Genomic DNA, 15,953 nt, shown 5'->3' on the forward strand with positions numbered 1-15,953 from the left:
TAGCGCGGTGTGTGCGCGATGCATTGGGATTGACCCATGGAACGAGTGCACCTGCCGTTTTCCCGAGGCGCCCGCACATTGCCGACCCAGCTCCGGCAGGTCGCGGTACTGCAGCGGGCGGGGGTGATCGACCTGCGCCGCCCCGATCAGATAGTCCGGACGAGCCGGTCGGTGCGGACGCTGGGACCGATCGCGGGGACGGTGGAGATCGCGGCGCTGCGCTACCCGGACCGGATCGCACTCATCGATGAATCGGGTCTGCTGACCTATCGCGAACTCGCCTACAGCACCAACGCGCTGGCCCAGGCCTGGCTGACCCAGGGCGTGTCCGCGCGCACGCCGATCGGCGTGCTGTGCCGCGATCACCGCGGCATGGTGCAGGCCCTGATCGCCGGCGCGAAGATCGGCGCCCGGGTCGTGTTGCTGAACACCGGCTTCGGCGCGACCCAGCTCTCGGACGTCGTCGCCAGAGAGGGCGTCGGAGCCGTCCTCGCCGACGACGAATTCGACTCGGCCACAGCGGCTCTCGGCCCGGAAATCCGGCGTCTCGACTTACGTGCCACGAAGAACAGCGTCGTCGCCCGGCCGCCCGCTCCGGCCACTCAGGGCGGCTTCGTGATCCTCACCGGCGGCACCACGGGCACCCCCAAGGGTGTCCCCCGCAAGGTCGAAACCCCCTTGGCCGCAGCGCAATTCCTGGATCGGGTGCCCTATCGCAGCGGGGGTGTCACCCTGCTGTGCGCTCCCCTGTTCCACGGGACGGCGTTGACGCAGTTCATCATGTCGCTCTCGCTGGGCTGCACGGTGGTGTTGCACGGCCGATTCGACGCCCGTCGCGCTGTGGCGCAGATCCAGGAATACCGCTGTACCGCAGTGGTTCTGGTGCCGACGATGTTGCGCAGGATACTCGATCTCGGCGCCGCGGAGATCCGCGGCTACGACACGAGCAGCCTGCGCATCGTCTTCTCCGCCGGCGCCGCGCTGCCGTCGGCGCTCGGGTCCCGGGCCATCGAGCTGTTCGGTCCGGTGCTCTACAACTTCTACGGCTGCACCGAGACCGGCACCGCCACCATCGCGACCCCGCGGGACTGGATCGCGGCGCCGGGCACCGTCGGCAAACCACCGGTCGGCATCGTCGTGCGGTTGTACGACAACGGCCGGCCGGTGACCGGACCGGGCGCCAAAGGCACTGTGTACGTTGGCAATTCGATCGCCTTCACCGGTTACTCCGGCGGCGGCGGCAAGAACATCGTCGACGGCTTGATGAGCACCGGCGACGTCGGGCATTTCGACGCGGCCGGCCGGCTGTTCATCGACGGCCGCGACGACGACATGATCGTCTCCGGCGGCGAGAACGTCTTCCCCGGTGAGGTCGAGGATCTGCTCTACCGGCACCCGAAGATCACCGAAGCGGCCGTGATCGGCGTGCCGGACGAGGAATTCGGCCAGCGCCTGGCCGCGTTCCTGATCGCGCACGGCGATCTCAGCGGCGACGAGGTCCGCACCTACGTCCGGGACCACCTCGCCCGCTTCAAGGTCCCCCGCGATGTCCGATTCGTCGAGGACCTGCCCCGCACGCCCACCGGCAAGATCAACCGCGGCGCCCTCGCCGCCCTGGCGCTGACCTGAATCCTGTCGACTTCGCCACGACCTGGCGAGATCTTGTCCGTGTCACACTTTCCTGCGCTCATTCGTCAATGCGGTGCCGGGCAACGAACAGCCCGTTTCCCCGGCGCGGACCGCTACCGCGCCACCCGAACGCATTCCGGAAAGTCAGGACGCAACATGACATTCGCCGATCTTCGCAACGCCGTGCAGGGCCGGGTACTGGTTCCCGGCGACGCGGACTTCGCCGCTGCGGCACAACCCTGGAATCTCACCGTCGCCCAGCCGGTGGCGGCGGTGGTCGAGGCCGCCGACGCGGCCGATATCGCCGCGGTGGTGCGCCACGCCCGCACCGCGAACATTCCGGTCCTCACCCAGCCGACCGGCCACAGTGCGACCGGCTGCGTCGAGGACGCGATCCTGGTGCGTACCGGCCGCCTCGACAGCGTGGTGATCGACGCCACGCAGCGCATCGCGCGCGTCGGCGCGGGCGCGAAGTGGGGGCAGGTACAGGTCGCGGCCGGCGCGCACGGACTCACCGGACTGGCCGGCAGCAATCCGGTGGTCGGCGTGACCGGTTACACGCTGGGCGGCGGGCTCAGCTGGTTCAGCCGCAAATACGGCTGGGCCTCGGATGCGGTGCGCGCCTTCGAGATCGTCACCGCCGACGGCACCCACGCCCGGGTCACCGCCGCCGAGGATCCCGCGCTGTTCTGGGCGCTGCGCGGCGGTGGTGGCGATTTCGCCGTGGTGACCGGACTCGAATTCGACCTGTTCCCGGCGCCCGGCCTCTACGGCGGCCGGACGATGTGGCCGGGCACCCGGACCGCCGAAGTCTTCGACCTGTTCCAGACGCTCACCGCCGGTGCGCCCGACGAACTCTCGGTGTGGTTCCACCGCTTCCAGTTCCCGGACGCGCCGCCCATGGTCGCGCTCGATGCCGCCTACCTCGGCGACCCCGAGGTTGGTCGCGCCCTGCTCGCCCCGCTGGACGCGATCGGCGGTGCCGTGGTGGACAAGCGCGGTCCGCTGCCGGTGGCGCGACTGGGCGAGATCACCACGGAGCCCACCGATCCCAGCCCGTCACTGTCGCACGGTGAACTGCTCACCGATCTGGGCGACGCGGTGGTCAAGACCTTGCTCGACCAGCCGGTCGCACCGCTGGTGAACTTTCAGGTCCGCCACCTCGGCGGCGCGCTCGCCGCCGCCCGGCCCGAACGCGGTGCGCGCGGGCCGGTAGCAGAACCGTATCTGCTGTATCTGCTCGGGCTCGGCCTACCGCATCTCGCGGATGCGGTGCGCGCCAAGCGATCCGAGATCGTTGCGGCGATCGGCGGGCACCTCGGCGGGCTGAAGCCGTACACCTTTCTCGGCTCGGACGAGTCCGCCGCCGCGGCCTTCGACGAAGCCACGCTGGCCCGGTTGCGCGAGATCAAGCAGGCGCGCGATCCGCACTCGGTGATCCGCGCGAACTACCCGGTGCTCGGTTAGGTTCCGTCTCGAAGTCCCATCTGCGCCTGCCTAGTTCGGTGTACCTGCCACGGGAGTTACCGGGATAGTGCTGAGCACGTCGTGTGCCGTACCCGGCTTTAGGTGCAGGTTAGGTGCATGAGGCGGATTCCGGCGTGGCCGTCTGGCGGTGGTGGCGTCTCGAGCGGCTTGGGAAAGAGAGGCACGGTTGGATAGCGGACCGGTTGGTATGGACCAAGCGACAGATAGGTTGAGGGTCACAGAGGTTTCCTACGGTTCACAGGGGTTATAGCTGCTGTGAACCGTACGGAAGGTCTGTGACCCCGCGACTCCCCCAGCGAAACACGCCGAGCCACAACCCCATTCACCCGAAACCGCTGACACCTCGTCAACGAACTCTCGAAAACAGCACCACAGCCAGACGACCACGCCGGAACTCACCTTCACGCACCTGACGTGCACCTAAAGCCGGGAACCCCACCCGACGTGCTCAGCACTATCCACGTAACGCCCGCGGCAGGCACACCAATCCGGGCAAGTCACACTTCGGCAGCCAGCCAACAAGCCCAAACGCAACCAAACCAAGCGACAGATAGCCCCGTGTCGACACGCGAAAGTCCCACATCTACACCGCTTCTCGGGATTCACACCCCTTCTGGACGCCCAGAAATAGTGAGAATCCGAGAAGTGGTGCAGATGCCAAGAAGCGGGCGGAGCCGGTGCCCCATTGGAAGAAGGCGGGGCGCCCGCCGAAGTGGACGGAAACATCAGCTCATCGATGGGATCCGGTGCCGCACGCGAGTGGGGTCACCGTGGCGCGAAGCGCCGGTCGCGTACGGGCCACCCGCTTCGGCAAACTCACCGCCTCGAGACAGAACCTAGGCCACTGTCCAGCCCGCGCCACACGGCGGGGCATTAAGTTATCGATACTTCCTCTACTACTACCGCATCGCCATCCCCCTGCCCATGGCCGACAGTCGGCAAGTATCCAACTCTCGCATCGATTTTGGCCAATTTCCCGGAAGCCTACTCGGTGCCGTACGCGCCTTGCTAAGTTAATGACTATTCTTCCACTCGATGCGCGGCTCGGCGCGACGCGACCGGCCCTGCGCGGCAGGGTGGCGTCAGCTCAGTGAGGAGTATCGCCGTGGATCGAATCAGTAGGCGAAACGCGTTGAAGGTCGGTGCGACGCTGGGCGCGGCCGGCGCGATCGCGCGGGTGGCGCCGGCGCGGGCACAACCGTGGAGCTGGTCACCGGACGGTTCGGTGGCGGGCAGCGGGGCCGGCGCTGACCCCATGACCGTGTGGGATCCCGAGGCCGATCCGGTGGTCGCGCAGCTCCTGGAACGCAACGAAGTGGGCCGGGTGAACGAGCTGTTGCGGACGTGGACCCGCAACGGCCAGCCCCTGCCCGCCGGATTGCCCACGGAGCTAAGCGATTTCATGGAGTACGCCCGCCGGCTTCCGCAGTGGACCGATCCGGGCAGGCTCGGCACCGCGGTCGAGTTCAACAAGAAGCGCGGCCTGTATCTCGGTGTGCTGTACGGCTTGGCCAGCGGCATGATGAGCACCGTCATCCCCAAGGAGGCGCGGGCGGTCTACTACTCCAAGGGTGGTCACGATCTGAAGGACCGGATCTCCAAGACCGCGAAGCTCGGCTACGACATCGGCACCGCGAATGCCTATGCGCCCGAGGGCGAAATGATCGTCACGTGCGTCAAGACCCGGCTGGTGCACGCCGCCGTACGACACCTGCTGCCGCAGTCCCCGCACTGGGTGCACGCGGCCGAGGAAGACGTTCCGATCAGCCAGAACGACCTGATGGTGACCTGGCACAGTCTGCCGACCACCGTCATGAAACACCTGCGAGCGTGGCAGGTGCCCATACCGGCGCACGAATCGGACGCCTTCCTGCATTCGTGGCAGGTCTGTGCGCATATGCTCGGCGTCCGCGACGAGTACATTCCCAATTCGTGGGCCGAGGCGAATTCCCAAGCGGCACAGGTACTCGACCCCATTATCGCGCCGACCCCCGAAGGCGCCGCGCTGGCCGACCGGCTGTTGCGACTGGGTGTGAACCTCGACCTGGCGATCCTCAGCAAGCCCGTGCTCGGCGCGTTCACCCGATTCCTGCTCGGCGACAAGATCGCCGACGGTTTGGCCATCCCCAGGGAACCGGTCTGGGACCCGCTGCTCCGGGTGAGCTGGGGGCCGTTCATCGCGGTGCGCGAAGGATTGCTCCCGGTGGTACCGCTCGCGCCGGACGCCTACTGGCTCTTCGACGAATTCCTGCGCCAGGCGGCCCTGATCTACCTGGCCGAACTCCGGCTGCCGATCAGCATAGAAATCCCGCAGATGAATCGGGACATGAATCGACCGCCACGCTGAATTTGCGGCTGATTCGCTCGAATAACGGCGGGCCGATTCCCGTATCGCGATAATCCAGATCAACACCTGCGGCGTGCCGCGCCGTCCGCAAAAGGAGAAGGTAATGAGCTGGAGTAAGAACAACCGGCAGTTGCATCGCTGGATGTCGATGACTTTCACGGCGACCGTCGTCATAGCGTTCGTCGCGGCCGCCCTCGGCTTGACCGAATCCGCCGTGTGGATTTTCTACCTCCCGTTACTGCCGCTCTTCCTGCTTTTGGGCACCGGCTGGTACATGTTCGTCCAGCCGTACCGGGCAAAGCGCCGCCTCGCCCGGCAGCGCTGAGGGCCCGAACGCATAGAACAGAGCTCAGGTGGTAGTTCCCCCGCAAAGGGCGCGGCAGCCGCCATCGGCCTCGGATCGCGCCATCGGCGTCACCGACTGAGGAGGATCACCATGCTCTACGCACCCCGCCGTCCCGGCTCCGGCCTGCGCAAACTCACCATCGGTGCGGCGCTGGCCGTCGCACTGATCGGTGGCGGCGGCGCGGTGGCCGGCGCGGAACCCGCCGTCACCGAGCAGGAAGCGCTCGACGCGGCCCGCAACGCACTGATGGGCGCGACCGTGCAGTCCATCGAATTCGACACCTCGGACGGCACGCCCAAGTGGGAGATCGACGTCAAGACCCGGGACGGCGGCGGCTACGAGGTGGCGGTCGACGCCCGCACCGGCACCATCGTTTCCATCGACGAGGACAACGACTGACCGCTCCCGCTCCAGCAGCCGAACGACGCCGGGTTACTTTGTAGCGCGCACCCCGCGCGGGGTGTGCGACAAGCGAGGTAGCCCGGCGACGCGGGCGGCAGGAGGCCAGGGTGCGACGGTGGCAGGGCACCGCGCTGCTCCGACCCGGCACCCTTGCCTTCGCCGGTGCCATCGGGACCACCGCCGCGCACGCGCACCACGCGGTGCAGCTGATGACCGCGCCGACCGAGTTGCTCGTCGTGGACGGAAACGGCAAGCAGCACAGCGGAACCCATTTCATCATTCCGGCCGATGCGGTGCACCGCATCGATACGGGCGCGCCCGTCGGCACCGCCGTGTTCCTGGATCCCGACAGCGAGCCCGGTCGCGCCGCGCATCAGCGGGCCCGCACCGACGGCTGGCACGCCGAGTTCGGTTTTCCCGCCCACACCGGCTGCGAACACGGGCTCGACACCTTCGTCACCGCGGTGACGACCGCACTGCTGCCCGCCGAGCACCGGACCGACCGCCACCCCGCCGTCGAGGCGGCGATGGCACTGCTGCCCGGCCTGGTCGCCGCCGGCACGGTCAGCACCCGCGACCTCGCCGGACACGTCGGTCTCTCCGCGACCCGATTGACCCATCTGTTCACCGAGCAGGTCGGAATTCCGTTGCGCCGCTTCATTCTCTGGCTCAGGCTCGGCCGCGCCATCGCCACGGCCGCGGCGGGCGCGGACCTCACCACCGCCGCGCATGCCGCCGGGTTCGCCGACAGCGCCCATCTGACGCGCACCTGCCGCGAGATCTTCGGCCTGCCGCCGTCGGCGCTGAGCCGGAACCTGCGCTGGGACATCGCGCATACGCCGTAGCCGAAACGTTCAAGCCGGTACGGGCCGTCCGCCGCCACGATCGTCCCCATGACCAGCACGACACACACGCCCACCGCGTGGCAACAGCTCACTCGATACGCCTACGTCCCGTTCATGTTGCTCGGCCTCAACGGGGTCGGGATTGCGCTCGCTGCCGCGCACACTCCCGAATACTGGCTGCTGTCGGTGCTCGCGGTGGCCGTCGCCGCCTCGTTCCTGGTGGAACGGATCATCCCGTACGAACCGGAGTGGAACGGTGAACAGGCGGACAGTCGTCGCGACCGCATCCACACCGTGGTCAACGAAAGCCTGCTCCTCGTCAGTGTCGCCGCCATTCCCGCGCTGGCGGCCATCGTGCCCGCGCCTGACCTCTGGCCGAGCGGTTTGCCGTTCGTGCTGCAGGTGCTCCTCGCGGTGCTGATCGCCGATTTCGGCATCACGCTGGTGCACCTGGCCAGCCACAAGATCGGCCTGCTCTGGCGGTTCCACGCCGTGCATCACAGCGTCACCCGCTTCTACGGGCTGAACGGCCTGATGAAGCACCCGCTGCACCAGACCGTGGAAATGGCCGCCGGTGTCGCGCCTTTGCTCCTCATCGGCTTGCCGGTCCAGGTCGCCGCCGCGCTCGCTCTCGCCGTCGCAATCCAGTTGCTCCTGCAACACTCCAATGCGGACTATCGAGTCGGACCATTCAAATATGTGCTGGCGCTCAACGAAGGTCATCGCTTCCACCATCTGAAGTGGGCCGGTATCGGGGACGTCAACTTCGGTCTGTTCACCCTGCTGTGGGACCACCTGTTCCGCACCTTCTCCTACGACCCGGACCGCCGCTTCACCAGCACCCACCTCGGCATGGCCGCCAAACCCGACTACCCCGTCGACTACCTCGCCCAACTCACCTACCCCTTCACCCCCGCAGGCGGCTGCGCGAGCGCGATGGCCGACGAGCGCTGAGCATCGTTCCGCCACTGCGGCAACGGTTTCAAGCGTGCCGTCCGCGGCGGCGAGCACCGGTGGACCCCCGCCTGCACCTGTAGGTAGCTGCTGCCGACCGACCCGCGCAATCGGCGGACGGGGGCGATGGGGGTCGGGATAATCGGGGGGATGCCCGGTGCGGGCATGCTGGTCGAGAGGGGACGCCGGTGGCGGAGGCACGATCGTTCGCAGTGGGCACGATGGCCGGGGTCAATCCACCGCTGAGCGCCGGACGCTTCGTGGTGCGGATGGCCCGGCTGGGCAAGCTCGATTCGGTGCTGACCCCGGATCATCTGATCAGCATTTTCCCGCGGGCCATCTGGGATACCGACTTCACCCCGCAGGCGAAAGCGATCGCCAGCCCGGACGAGCAATTCGATTACGCTCCGCTGCTGGCACATCTGGCGGCCGGAGCCGGACGGGTGCAGTTGGGCGTCGGGGTGGTGGACCCACATCGCCGGCATCCGGTGCTGCTGGCGCAGACGTTCGCCACGCTGGCGCACATGACGAAGGCCCCGCCCATCCTCGGCATCGGGTCGGGCGAACGGGAAAACCTCGACCCGTACGGGTTCACGTGGAATCGCCCGGTCGACCGCCTCGAAGAGGCACTCCAGGTGATCCGCGCGGCACTCACGTCGGCCGAACCACTCGAGTTCGCCGGAAAGTACTACCGAATCGACCGGGCCCCAATGGATCTGAAGCCGCCGCCGGGCCGGATGCCCCAGATCTGGATCGGCGCGCACGGCCCCCGGATGCTCGAGCTGACCGGACGATACGCCGACGGCTGGTACCCGTGGGAGACCCAGTCCCCGCCGGAGTACGAGCGAAGACTGCGACTGGTGCACGCCGCCGCCCGCGCCGCCGGACGTGACCCGGACGCGATCGTCCCCGCGCAGATGATCCAAATGCTCACCGCGCGAACTCATTCGGGCCTCCGTCGGCTGCTGCGCGCACCCGCGGTCCGCTATCTCGGCTTGCTCGCACCGGACGCCGTGTGGGCGCGCTGCGGCGCGAAACATCCGTTCGGCGAAGGTTTCCGCGGGCTCCTGGATCTGATGCCGCACCAGCTGACCCGGGCCGAGGTGCAGGCGGCGATCGCGGAGGTACCGGACGAGGTGCTGCACGAGTGGCTCATGATCGGCACTCCCGCAGAGATTCTGCGCCGTATCCGCGCCCTGTCCGACGCGGGTCTGCGACATGCCATCGTGTTTCCCACGGCCGCTTTGGTTTCCGGCGCGGATGCCGCCTTCGGTTACGGCGTCGTGCTGTGGCTGGCGGCGCGGCTGCGGCGTCAGGCGGGGTGAGCGGGCGGATCGCCCCGGCCGACCTTGGTCCATCCGGTCCAGCCACGCCCCCGGAGCAACTCGACCAGCGCCTGGCGGGCGGCCGGTCAGTCGGGCTGCTCGACCGGCTCGTCTTCCTCGAGCTCGGTGCGGACCGCGCCGAGCACGGCGCGCAACTGCGCGAGGTCGACACCGGTACACGCCTCGAGGTCGTCGGGGAACAGGGTGCCGGTGTGGCGGCGCTTGATCTCGCGGATCTGCTGGGCCGCTTGCTGATCGCACACTTCGTGCGCCATTTTCTCCAACTGCGGCACTATGCGGTCGAACCAGGTCCCCCCGGCGGACCGGTGCGATGCCGCGCTCTGCCGCGCGGCCACGGCGTCGGCCGAGGTGGCCGTTGGGTACTGTTCGCGCTCCACCCCTCAAGGGTGACCGAATTCCGATACGACTGTCCCAGGAACAAGATTCATTGCTGAGGGATTGCCCGGCACCCATCCCGCGCGGCACGGGGCGGCGGCCGCTACGGAACCCTGCGCCCGAAGTCGGCGCGTAATCCCGCGGCGTCGAATTCCTTGCCCGCCAAGTCCGGTAGCGCCCCAGAGGACAGCACCGTGGCCTTCTCCGGCGTCCACGCGAACCACGTGTGAGTCGGATAGTCGAGCAGGAGCCGGGCGCCGGCGGGCCGCGGCAGATTCGTTTCCTCCACCCCGGTCGCCATGGCGCGGGGCCGATACGGCGGGCGCGGCTCCAGCTGCATGGTGTCGGCGGCATCGCGGCCGGAAACCCGCACCGGCACAGCGATATACGACTCGATACCGGCCTGTTCGAGATCGCCGGCCCGGTCGGCCCGCGGGTTGGTCGCGTACACCACGACCGGCGCGCCGACCCGTTGCAGCCGCACCGTCGCACCGTCGGCGGCGGGGTCCTGCGAGCGCAGGAACGAGCCCGCGAGACGCTGCGCCGCCGGTGCGTCGATCGCCTGATCGATCGCTACCAGGTCCGGTTCGTTCACCCAATCCTGCACCGTTACCGCATGATTCGCGCAACCGGTCAGCAGCAGACCGGCCGCGATCATGATGGCGAGACGCCGGCCGTTCATCGGGCCGCGATGCCGTAGTCCTCGCCGAACCACACCCAATCCGCGTTCTGGGTATACGAATCGAGGGCCTGGGTGACGCTGCGGCGCGAACTGGGCCACGGGTCGCCGTAGGTGATGGTGCCCGCGTCCACGTCGAAGCCGTAGATGACCTGGGCGTGCCCGCCGCCGGCCGTCCACGCGATACCCGTGAGAATCGGCCGGTTGGCCGAGATCTCGTCGACCACCTTGGTCATCGACAGCGGCGCGCCGACGGCCGCGCCGAAGCCGATCTTCCGGAACGCGGCCGCGATCTCTTCCAGCGAGGCCTGCTGGTCGGGGCAGCTGCCGGCGGCGTCGGCACCGTGCACCAGTGCGCAGTACTGACTTTGGCTGATCGGCTTGTGCAGGTACGTCGCGATGGACGAGCCGTCGGCCGCCCAGCACCACTGCGCCGCGGTCTGCGTCTGCTGCAGATACGGCAGGGTCTGCGCGCCGAAGACGGCCGAGCGTGGTTCCGGTACCGGCGGTAGGTCCGGCGTCACCACCAGACCATAGGAACGTCCCGCGGCCCATTCGGACCGGTCCGGATCGGCGGCCGCGGATCCGTGCACCGTGAGCGCCAGGCACAGGGCGGCCGGGCCGCACAGCAGTTTCCATTTCGATGCCACAGCCCGTCCTTCCGAATCCCCCTGCTACTTCCCGGCGGAAATGTACCGGCACGCTACACATTCCCGTTTCCGGCCGCAATATGTACACCGGGCCGCAACGGCAAATTGGGCGAGTTGCCTGAATTTACTTGCGAGACATTGCCGTTAACGATTCCTTAAATGAATCACAGTGAGTTATACGTTGCCGCCGCGCGAACGACGTGAAACACTCCGTGTTCAGTTCGCTGCTAGTTCCATCTGGAAGCGGTCGGTCACACACTCCCCTATCTGTTCGACGCTTCCCGTCCATTTATCGGCTGGAGGAACCTTGCAAAAATCGCGCCTGTCCACTGCGGTCGTCTGCGCAGTGGGGATCAGTCTCGCCCTGCCCGCCCTCGCGCACGCGGAGCCGGAGAAACCCGAAATCGCCCATCACGCGTTCGGTCTCGATCGGACCGCCGCCCGCGACAGCCTCAGCCGGGACACCACCGTCGGCTTGGCCCTGCCGGTCCAGGTGGGCGCGATCGGCACGCCGCCCGCCTCGTATTCGTTGCGGCAGTATGCATTACCGCCCGGCGATCAGGGGCCGGTCGGCTCGTGCGTCACCTGGGCGACCGGTTACACCGGGTACGGCATCCTGATGCACGAACAGCAGATCGCCGGCAGCCCGATGGCGCCGATGTTCATCTACTCGCAGATCGCGAAGGGCGACGACGAGGGCACCTACGCCGGTGTCGCGTTGCCGCTGGAGCAGCAACAGGGCATAGACACCAAATCCGACTATTGGCAGGGCGATTTCGACTATACGACCCAGCCCGATGCGGCGGAACGCGCGAATGCCGCGCACTACAAGCTGTCCGGCGCCAAAGACCTCACCAAGGGCGATATCGTCGCGAACATCAAAGGCGCGATCGCCGCGGGCCTGCCGGTGCCGTTCGGCTTCGAGGTCAGGGAAAGTTTCGAAAGCCTGGACAGCACCAACAGCAATTACAATCCGTCGCGCAGCGAGCGCATTCTCGGCGGGCACGAGGTCACCATCGTCGGCTACGACGCCAAAGGCGTGACGATCGAGAACTCCTGGGGTTCGAACTGGGGCAACAACGGGTTCTTCACCGCCCCATGGTCTTTCATCACTGGTAGCGATGTGAACGAGATCCATTCGATGGGCCGGCTCACCCCGGCCTGATCGCAGTAGGACAGCGGCACCATGGCGGGCGATCCGCCATGGTGCCGCTCATATCATTTCGGCGGCAACTCGCCCAGCTGCGCCAGCGCGCCGCGGTGCAGATGTTCGATGATGTTGCGCGGCTTGTTCTTCGGATCGCTGCGGTAGTACGCGGCGCCCGACTCGTACACGACATAGGCCGCGCCGCCGTAGACCGACATCCCCTCCGACATGCTCGGCGCCCGGAAGCACGACAGGCGCGCCGTATCGAGCGTGCGGTCGCCGGCGCCGCGCCGGACCACGTAGATGTTGCTGCGATTGGGTCGGCCGTAGGACGTGCTGTACAGGAACAGATCGTCGGTGACGGCCAGCCCCTGCGTCTTCTCGGGCACCTCCCACGGACCTTCGCGACCGGTCAGCTCACCGTTCGGGCCGACCCGGTAGGAATACATCGCTCCCCTGGTGTCGGTCTCGAACTGCCCGGTCCACAGCGAGTCGCCGTGCTTGCCGAGGAACGAAGACCCGCCCTCTACGACGATGTCGTCCCCCACTTGCGCCAGATGGGCCGAATTGCTGATCGCCGCACGCAACCGGGCCAACGAGTACTTCCGGACCCGCTTGCCCTGACTGCCGGACACATACGCCCAGCCCTGCTGCTCGAAAACCGCGATGCCGCCCGCGTGGGTCGCGTCGATCCGCGCGGCGCCGACCCGGCGGCCCGTCTTCGCGTCGAGACCGATGATGTAGGCATCGTCCTGACTTTTCGGCGCGTACGCGGTGATCAACAGCAGATCGTCGGTGCCGTTCCAGTGGGACCAGGTGGCCAGGCCCTGCGGGACATGGGTATCGAGATCGGGCACGGTGTGACTGCCCGCGAAGTGCTTGTCGTAGGTGTCCGAGGCACGTGGACCGTTGTAGAAGGACTTTTCGGATGTCACGTGGTCGTCGCAGGTGATGGCGGCGTCCGGCGCGGGTTCGCGCGCGGCGGCGAGCGTCGGCGCGGCGAGCGTGACGGCCGAAAGGAGTGCGACCACACCGCCTCTCGTCGCGGTTCGGCGTTCGGTGCTGTGTCGATCGATGGTCATACGGTCATCGCTCCCTCGCCGGTCGGCAGATCCTCGCATAACACGTCGGGTCGGCGGTCGCCCGCCCGGCAACCATGCTGCGATCCGCGGCCCGTTCCCGCAATGGCAGGCGCACCAGCGTGACCGCGTACCCGTTGTGCACAATGCCGAAATCCGTCACGAGTTATGTGGACACACTGACCACTTAGCCGTATGCTGCCCTAACTGGACATTACGTCCACTTTATCGGAGAGTAAGAGATGACCGGATCAATCGCGGCAGACGGCGGCACCCCCCTTGCGCGTGCACACTTTCCGGCGACGCAGCGGTGGACCTACCTCAACCACGCGGGCATCTGCCCGCTCCCGCAGCCGTCGGTCGACGCGATGCACCGGCGCGCGACCGAGGTGTCCCTGGACGGCGAATTCAGCTACGCGGCACACAGTGCGGAGATCGAACGAGTGCGGGCGGCGGCAGCGCGGCTGCTGGGGGTACCGGGGACCGACGTCGCGTTCGTGAAGAACACCACGACCGGGCTCGGCATGATCGCCAACGGACTCGACTGGTCGCCCGGTGATCGGGTGGTTGTGCCGGATCTGGAATTCCCGTCCACCCTGTATCCCTGGCTCGCGCTGGCCGATCGCGGCGTGGTGGTGGATCGCGTCCGACCCGTCGGACCGGGCGGGAAACTCCCGGTCGAGGCATTCGCCGAACGCATCCAGGCGGGGCCGCCGCCGAAACTCGTCGTCACCAGCTGGGTGCAGTTCGGCCGCGGCTGGCGCGTCGACCTGGCCGAACTGGGCCGGGTGTGCCGGGCGGCGGGAGCCCTGCTGTGCGCGGACGTGATCCAGGGCCTCGGCGTGATACCGGCCGAACTGGCACGCTGGGGCGTCGATTTCGCGATGGCGGACGGGCACAAATGGCTGCTCGGCCCGGAGGGCAGCGGCGTGCTCTACGTCCGCGGTTCCCGGTTGGAATTGCTGCGTCCCTTGGAACCGGGCTGGAATTCGGTCGCGCATCGGGAAGACTGGGACAACCTCGAGCTGGTATTCGACGACACCGCACGACGATTGGAAGGCGGCATGCCCAACGTCACCGGCATCGCCGCGCTGGGCGCCTCGATCGAGCTGCTGCTCGCCGCGGGCATCGACGCCATCTGGGCGCACGTCGATCGGCTGTGCGAGCAGGCGTGCGCGGAACTCACCGCGATCGGCGCCACGGTGCTGACGGATCGCTCCCCCGAGGGCCGCTCCGGCATCGTCTCGGTGCACCTCGATGGAGCCCCGATCCCCTTGCTGGCCAGTCGCTTACAAGCCGCAGGCATCGCCGTCTCGGCCCGGGCGGGCGGGCTGCGCGTCTCGCCGCACGGCTACAACACCACCCAGGACATCGACCATCTCGTGCGCACCCTGGCCACCCTCATCCGCAGCTGAGGCGCAGCACAGCGACGCGCGGCCGCACGCGGGGTACGGCCCGGGCCGCGGCCGCTGTGGTGGAATGACCGGGTGGGACCCGACCGCGGGCGCGGACCCGCCATGACAACCGCTCGCTTCGTCGCGGCGCTGCTGCTCGGCAGCGCGCTCACCGGCTGCGCCGAGCGCGGCCCGGAATCCGTCCCACTGACACCGTCCACCGAATCGATGGTGAGCGCACCGCCGGCCGAAGCGGTGGTCGGCCGCGACGGCAGCACACTGCTGCTCCGCGGACAGCCCTGGTGGCCCGCCGGTTTCAACGCCCCGCAGCTGGCCACGGATTGGGCGATCAATATCGGCTGCGGCGCACAGGTCGATCTCGACGACTATTTCGGCAAGCTACCGCCGAACGCGTTGACCCGGGTCGGCATCTTCCAGGCCCTCGCCGTCAGCAAATCGACCGGGCGACTGGACTTTTCGGCCGCCGACGCGGTGTTCGCGGCGGCACAGCGGCACGGTCAGCTGCTCCTGCCGGTGCTCGTACCGCAGAACGGCGACTGCGACGACCAGACGTTCAAGCAGCGCAGCTGGTATGTACACGGCTGGACCGAGACGACGCCGATTCCCGGACGGAACGTGTTCAGCACTCGCGAGTGGATCACCGCCGCCGTGCACCGGTGGCGCAGTTCCCCGGTGCTCGCGGGCTGGGAGGTCGTCGGCGAGCCCGAGCCGAGCATGTGCGGCGCGGGCAACTGTTCCGAACGGGCTCGCAGCTGTCCGCGCGACGCCGCGCTGGTGCTACGACGGTTCATGGACGATTCCGGCGCGCTGATCCGCTCCCTCGACCCGCAGCGCCTGATCTTCGCCGGCTTCATCGGCGGCGGCCAATGCGGCACGGCCGGTACCGAATACGCGGATGTCGGGATGTCGCCGCAGATCGATGTGCTGGAGTACCACGACTACTCCGACGACGACGTCGCGCTGCCGGGCGACCAGCGTGACGGGTTGGCGACCAGGCTGCGGCAGGCGCGAGAACTCGGAAAACCGTTGCTGGTGGCCGAGATCGGCGAGCACGCGGGATCCTGCCGCAGCCTGTCGGCCCGGCGGGACAGCATCGCGACGAGCATGGCGGGTCAGCGCGCCGCGGGCTCGGCGGGTGCGCTGGTCTGGGCGTTCGTGCCCGACCCCCGGCCGGAGCAGTGCACCTTCGACGTCGGCCCCGAGGATCCGCTCTGGTCACTGATCGCCGAACGGAGCACCGTCGGCTGAGCC

15 protein-coding genes are annotated in these 15,953 nt (G+C 68.0%); 11 read left to right on the top strand and 4 right to left on the bottom strand.

Annotation, left to right across the window (positions count from 1 at the left end; all coding sequences use genetic code 11):
* Positions 1–36 precede the first annotated feature (36 nt).
* The 8 genes from TY25_RS32670 (at position 37) to TY25_RS32705 (ending at position 9,336) form a co-directional block, all read left to right on the top strand.
* Positions 37–1,629, top strand: a complete 1,593-nt coding sequence (locus TY25_RS32670; protein WP_042262751.1) for an AMP-binding protein — start codon at positions 37–39, stop codon at positions 1,627–1,629.
* Between the two features lie 156 nt (positions 1,630–1,785).
* Positions 1,786–3,096, top strand: coding sequence for an FAD-binding oxidoreductase (locus tag TY25_RS32675; protein ID WP_042262753.1), 1,311 nt, complete (start codon positions 1,786–1,788; stop codon positions 3,094–3,096).
* A gap of 1,126 nt (positions 3,097–4,222) precedes the next feature.
* Positions 4,223–5,464: an oxygenase MpaB family protein gene (locus tag TY25_RS32680; protein WP_042262755.1), complete on the top strand. Its 1,242-nt coding sequence runs from the start codon at positions 4,223–4,225 to the stop codon at positions 5,462–5,464.
* A 103-nt stretch (positions 5,465–5,567) separates the two neighbouring features.
* Positions 5,568–5,789, top strand: coding sequence for a hypothetical protein (locus TY25_RS32685; protein ID WP_042262757.1), 222 nt, complete (start codon positions 5,568–5,570; stop codon positions 5,787–5,789).
* Positions 5,790–5,900: 111 nt separating this feature from the next.
* Complete coding sequence (locus TY25_RS32690; protein WP_052383347.1) at positions 5,901–6,209, top strand: PepSY domain-containing protein; 309 nt, start codon at positions 5,901–5,903, stop codon at positions 6,207–6,209.
* Between the two features lie 110 nt (positions 6,210–6,319).
* Positions 6,320–7,057, top strand: a complete 738-nt coding sequence (locus TY25_RS32695; protein ID WP_042262758.1) for a helix-turn-helix domain-containing protein — start codon at positions 6,320–6,322, stop codon at positions 7,055–7,057.
* A 48-nt stretch (positions 7,058–7,105) separates the two neighbouring features.
* Entirely contained in the window at positions 7,106–8,011 is a 906-nt protein-coding gene (locus TY25_RS32700) for a sterol desaturase family protein (RefSeq protein WP_042262761.1), read from the top strand.
* A 188-nt stretch (positions 8,012–8,199) separates the two neighbouring features.
* Positions 8,200–9,336 carry an LLM class flavin-dependent oxidoreductase gene (locus TY25_RS32705; protein WP_146154008.1) on the top strand — a complete coding sequence of 379 codons (1,137 nt, stop codon included), beginning with the start codon at positions 8,200–8,202 and terminating at the stop codon, positions 9,334–9,336.
* A gap of 86 nt (positions 9,337–9,422) precedes the next feature.
* Here the strand turns inward: TY25_RS32705 and TY25_RS32710 are convergent, their stop codons facing one another.
* The 3 genes from TY25_RS32710 to TY25_RS32720 form a co-directional block, all read right to left on the bottom strand.
* Entirely contained in the window at positions 9,423–9,734 is a 312-nt protein-coding gene (locus TY25_RS32710; RefSeq protein ID WP_042262763.1) for a hypothetical protein, read from the bottom strand.
* Positions 9,735–9,835: 101 nt separating this feature from the next.
* A complete protein-coding gene (locus TY25_RS32715) occupies positions 9,836–10,414 on the bottom strand; it encodes a hypothetical protein (RefSeq protein ID WP_042262765.1) in 579 nt (192 codons plus the stop codon).
* Positions 10,411–11,061 carry a papain-like cysteine protease family protein gene (locus TY25_RS32720; protein WP_052383349.1) on the bottom strand — a complete coding sequence of 217 codons (651 nt, stop codon included), beginning with the start codon at positions 11,059–11,061 and terminating at the stop codon, positions 10,411–10,413. Before TY25_RS32720 ends, TY25_RS32715 begins: the two co-directional genes overlap by 4 nt.
* 346 nt (positions 11,062–11,407) lie before the next feature.
* On the opposite strand from TY25_RS32720, the gene TY25_RS32725 reads away from it, so the two are divergent.
* On the top strand, positions 11,408–12,226 hold the full coding sequence (locus TY25_RS32725) for a C1 family peptidase (RefSeq protein ID WP_201773735.1): 819 nt from the start codon (positions 11,408–11,410) through the stop codon (positions 12,224–12,226).
* 53 nt (positions 12,227–12,279) lie between these two features.
* Here the strand turns inward: TY25_RS32725 and TY25_RS32730 are convergent, their stop codons facing one another.
* A complete protein-coding gene (locus TY25_RS32730; RefSeq protein WP_042262767.1) occupies positions 12,280–13,290 on the bottom strand; it encodes a hypothetical protein in 1,011 nt (336 codons plus the stop codon).
* Positions 13,291–13,529: 239 nt separating this feature from the next.
* Here TY25_RS32730 and TY25_RS32735 point away from each other — a divergent pair, with 239 nt between their 5' ends.
* On the top strand, positions 13,530–14,702 hold the full coding sequence (locus tag TY25_RS32735; RefSeq protein WP_042262769.1) for an aminotransferase class V-fold PLP-dependent enzyme: 1,173 nt from the start codon (positions 13,530–13,532) through the stop codon (positions 14,700–14,702).
* Between the two features lie 102 nt (positions 14,703–14,804).
* Positions 14,805–15,950 carry a glycoside hydrolase family 5 protein gene (locus TY25_RS32740; RefSeq protein ID WP_042262771.1) on the top strand — a complete coding sequence of 382 codons (1,146 nt, stop codon included), beginning with the start codon at positions 14,805–14,807 and terminating at the stop codon, positions 15,948–15,950.
* The last annotated feature ends 3 nt before the right edge of the window (positions 15,951–15,953 follow it).

This window comes from Nocardia brasiliensis NBRC 14402 (assembly GCF_000308475.2).
GTDB lineage: Bacteria > Actinomycetota > Actinomycetes > Mycobacteriales > Mycobacteriaceae > Nocardia > Nocardia brasiliensis.